This is a genomic window from Streptomyces sp. NPDC049577, assembly GCF_040675635.1.
Taxonomy (GTDB): domain Bacteria; phylum Actinomycetota; class Actinomycetes; order Streptomycetales; family Streptomycetaceae; genus Streptomyces.
In genome coordinates, this window is the sequence record NZ_JBFAPH010000448.1 from 1 (window position 1) to 4,112 (window position 4,112).

General features: G+C 72.3%; 3 protein-coding genes. 1 reads left to right on the plus strand and 2 read right to left on the minus strand.

Translation table 11 applies throughout. The features are described 5' to 3' along the window. The coding region (locus tag AB0K09_RS30615; protein ID WP_366068664.1) for a DUF349 domain-containing protein at positions 1-578 on the plus strand (578 nt) is incomplete at its 5' end. Between the two features lie 74 nt (positions 579-652). Here AB0K09_RS30615 and AB0K09_RS30620 read toward each other — a convergent pair. Next, the gene (locus AB0K09_RS30620; protein ID WP_366068665.1) at positions 653-3,238 is read right to left on the minus strand and encodes a RelA/SpoT family protein; all 2,586 of its coding nucleotides are present in this window, start codon (positions 3,236-3,238) and stop codon (positions 653-655) included. Between the two features lie 155 nt (positions 3,239-3,393). Continuing rightward, the gene (locus tag AB0K09_RS30625; RefSeq protein ID WP_366068666.1) at positions 3,394-3,960 is read right to left on the minus strand and encodes an adenine phosphoribosyltransferase; all 567 of its coding nucleotides are present in this window, start codon (positions 3,958-3,960) and stop codon (positions 3,394-3,396) included. Between the last annotated feature and the right edge of the window lie 152 nt (positions 3,961-4,112).

Below are 4,112 nucleotides of genomic sequence, written 5' to 3' on the forward strand. Positions count from 1 at the left end.
GGGGCCGGACCCGCTGCCGCGCCCGGTGGAGGCTCCGCCTCACCTACCGCCGTAGTCGCGCCCAGCGCGAGGCGGAGGACGAGCTGTGGTCCCGCTTCCGCGGCGCCCAGGACGTCTTCTTCCAGGCGCGCGGCGAGGTCTTCGCCGAGCGTGACGCCGAACAGCAGGGCAACCTCACGCTCAAGGAGGAGCTGGCGGCCGAGGCCGAGAAGCTGCTGCCGGTCACGGACCTCAAGGCGGCGCGGGCGGCGTTCCGCTCGATCAACGAGCGCTGGGAGGCGATCGGCCATGTGCCGCGCGACGCCCGGCCGAAGATCGAGGGCCGGATGCACGCCGTGGAGCGGGCCATCCAGGAGGCCGAGGAGGCCGAGTGGCGGCGGACGAACCCGGAGGCGCGGGCCCGTGCGGCCGGTCTGACGGGGCAGCTGCAGGCGGCCGTCGACAAGCTCCAGGAGCAGGTCGACAAGGCGCGCGCAGCGGGCAACGACGCGAAGGCCGACAAGCTCGCGAAGGAGCTCGAGGGCCGCAAGGCGCTGCTGGACCAGGCCCTGAAGGGCCTGGAGGAGTTCGGCGGCTGATCATTCGATCAAGCCCATGAGTAAGGGGCTCCGGCAATGGCCGGAGCCCCTTACTCATGTCCGCTGTCCGGGCGTCACGGTCTGCGCGCCGACGTCACGCGGTAGACGTCGTAGACGCCCTCCACGCCCCGGACGGCCTTGAGCACGTGCCCGAGGTGCTTCGGGTCGCCCATCTCGAAGGTGAAGCGGGAGGTGGCCACCCGGTCGCGGGAGGTCTGCACGGCCGCCGAGAGGATGTTGACGTGCTGGTCGGACAGCACGCGGGTGACGTCCGAGAGCAGCCGGGACCGGTCGAGGGCCTCGACCTGGATGGCGACCAGGAAGACGGACGACTGGGTGGGCGCCCACTCCACGTCGATGATCCGCTCGGGCTGCTGCGAGAGCGAGTCGACGTTGACGCAGTCGGCGCGGTGGACGGAGATGCCGTTGCCCCGGGTGACGAAGCCGATGATCGGGTCGCCGGGGACCGGGGTGCAGCAGCGGGCCAGCTTGACCCACACGTCGTCGACACCCTTGACGACCACGCCCGGGTCGGCGCTGGAGCGCCGCTTGGAGCGGGTGCGGATCGGGGCGGTCTCCTCGATGTCCTCGGTCGCCGCGTCCTCGCCGCCGAGGGCCTGGACGAGCTTCTGCACCACGCCCTGCGCGGCGACGTGCCCCTCGCCGATCGCGGCGTAGAGGGAGGAGATGTCGGGGTAGCGCATCTCGTGGGCGAGGGTGACCAGCGAGTCGCCCGTGAGGATCCGCTGGATCGGCAGGTTCTGCTTGCGCATGGCGCGCGCGATGGCGTCCTTGCCCTGCTCGATCGCCTCGTCGCGGCGCTCCTTGGAGAACCAGGCGCGGATCTTGTTGCGGGCGCGCGGGGACTTCACGAAGCCCAGCCAGTCGCGGGAGGGGCCCGCGCCCGGCGCCTTGGAGGTGAAGACCTCGACCAGGTCGCCGTTGTCCAGGGTGGACTCCAGCGGCACCAGACGGCCGTTGACCCGGGCCCCTATCGTGCGGTGGCCGACCTCGGTGTGCACGGCGTAGGCGAAGTCGACCGGGGTGGCACCGGCCGGGAGGGCGATGACGTCGCCCTTGGGCGTGAAGACGAAGACCTCGTTGCGCGAGAGGTCGAAGCGCAGCGACTCCAGGAACTCGCCCGGGTCCTCGGTCTCCTTCTGCCAGTCGAGGAGCTGCCGGAGCCAGGCCATGTCGTTGACGGTGTCCTGGTTCTTGCCGGCGTGCTTGGGCACATCGGTGCGGATCTTGGAGGCACCGGCGACGGCCTCCTGCTTGTACTTCCAGTGCGCGGCGATGCCGTACTCGGCGCGGCGGTGCATGTCGAAGGTGCGGATCTGCAGCTCGACGGGCTTGCCGCTGGGGCCTATGACCGTCGTGTGCAACGACTGGTACATGTTGAACTTGGGCATCGCGATGTAGTCCTTGAACCGCCCCGGGACCGGGTTCCACCGGGCGTGGACGGTGCCGAGCGCCGCGTAGCAGTCGCGGACGGTGTCGACGAGGACGCGGATGCCCACCAGGTCGTAGATCTCGGCGAAGTCGCGGCCCCGCACGATCATCTTCTGGTAGACGCTGTAGTAGTGCTTCGGCCGGCCGGTGACGGTGGCCTTGATGCGGGCGGCGCGCAGGTCGGCCTGCACCTCGTCGATGACGGTGGCCAGGTATTCGTCGCGCTTGGGGGCCCGCTCGGCGACGAGCCGGACGATCTCGTCGTACATCTTGGGGTAGAGGATCGCGAAGGCGAGGTCCTCTAGCTCCCACTTGATGGTGTTCATGCCCAGCCGGTGCGCCAGCGGGGCGTAGATCTCCAGCGTCTCGCGGGCCTTCTTCTCCTGCTTCTCCCGCTTGAGGTAGCGCATGGTGCGCATGTTGTGCAGGCGGTCGGCGAGCTTGATGACCAGGACCCGCGGGTCCTTGGCCATGGCGACGACCATCTTGCGCACCGTCTCGGCCTGCGCGGCCTCGCCGAACTGCACCCGGTCCAGCTTGGTGACGCCGTCGACGAGGAGGGCCACCTGGTCGCCGAAGTCGCGGCGCAGGTCGTCCAGGCCGTACTCGGTGTCCTCGACGGTGTCGTGCAGCAGGCCGGCCATCAGGGTGGCGGGGTCCATGCCCAGCTCGGCGAGGATGGTGGTGACCGCGAGGGGGTGCGTGATGTACGGGTCGCCGCTCTTGCGCTTCTGGCCGCGGTGCCAGCGCTCGGCGACCTGGTAGGCGCGCTCGATCTGGCGCAGGGTGGCCGCGTCGGCCTTGGGGTCGTTGCCCCGCACGATCCGCAGCAGCGGTTCGAGGACGGGGTTGTACGGGCTGGAGCGCTGTACGCCCAGTCGGGCGAGGCGGGCCCGGACGCGGCTGGAGGAGCCGGGGCGGGAGCCGGTGGTGCCCGGCGTGGGCGCGGGCCGGGAGGTGACGGCGGGCACGGGCCCGGCCGGGGCCTCGCCCGCGGGGCCGCCGCGGGCGGAACCGTTCTGCTGGGAACCGGTCCGGGCGGGGCCGCCGTGCGCGGCCTCCTTCTGCGCGGCACCGTTCCGCGGGGCCTTCTCGGCCGGCGCGGAGGAGCTCCGCGGGCGGCCGGTGGGCGCGTCCGTCCCCGCCGCGGTCTGGGCGGACGGCTTGTCCGGTTGTGCGGCGGTCAGCGGCTTGGCCTCGTCTGGCAAGAGCACTCCTCAAGCGGTCCGGCCCCCCGATCAGGCCCGGACTGCCATGGTATCGATCCCGGCCACCAGCCTGCCGAGTGACCGGCGGCGGGAGCAAGCGCGAGGCGGGCACCGGGAGACCTCCCCGGTGCCCGCCTCGCGGTGTCCGTCGCTCGTCAGACCGTGATCAGCGCGTCCAGCGGCGCGCCCCCCAGGGCGTCCGCCAGGCGCTCGCGGCCGGCCAGGAATCCGAGCTCCATCAGCACGGCCACGCCCGCCACCTCGGCGCCGGCCCGGCGGATCAGCCGGAGCGTGGCCTCGGCGGTGCCGCCGGTGGCCAGGACGTCGTCGATGACGAGGACCCGGTCGCCGGGGGCCAGCGCGTCGGCCTGTATCTCGATCTCGGCACTGCCGTACTCGAGGTCGTAGGCCTGGTGGAGGGTCGGGCCGGGCAGCTTGCCCGCCTTGCGCACGGGTACGAAGCCGCGGCCGGCGCGGACGGCCACGGGTGCGCCGAGGATGAAGCCGCGGGCCTCCAGGCCCATGACCTTGTCCACGGCGTAGTGCTCGCAGAGCTCGGCGAAGGCGTCGGTCAGCGCGCCGAAGGCCTTGGCGTCGGCGAGCAGCGGGGCGATGTCCTTGAACACCACGCCCGGCTTGGGATAGTCCGGCACGTCGCGGATCCGGCTGAGCAGCAGGTCCTCGAGGCTCTGGTCGGCGCCCTCGGCGCGGGTGGCGCTCATCGGCGCTTGCCCGAGGGACGGCCGCCGCGGCCGCCGCGGCTGCGGCCGGCGGGCTGACGGCGCTGGCCGACCACACCGGCCGGGGAGGCGTCCTGCGCGTCGTCGTCCTCGGCGTAGTCGTCGTCCGCGACGCCCTCGGCCGACGGGTCGGC

Bases quoted from the DNA above. Each gene is read 5' to 3' on its own strand.
- AB0K09_RS30625 (WP_366068666.1), bottom strand. From the start codon at position 3,960: ATGAGCGCCACCCGCGCCGAGGGCGCCGACCAGAGCCTCGAGGACCTG.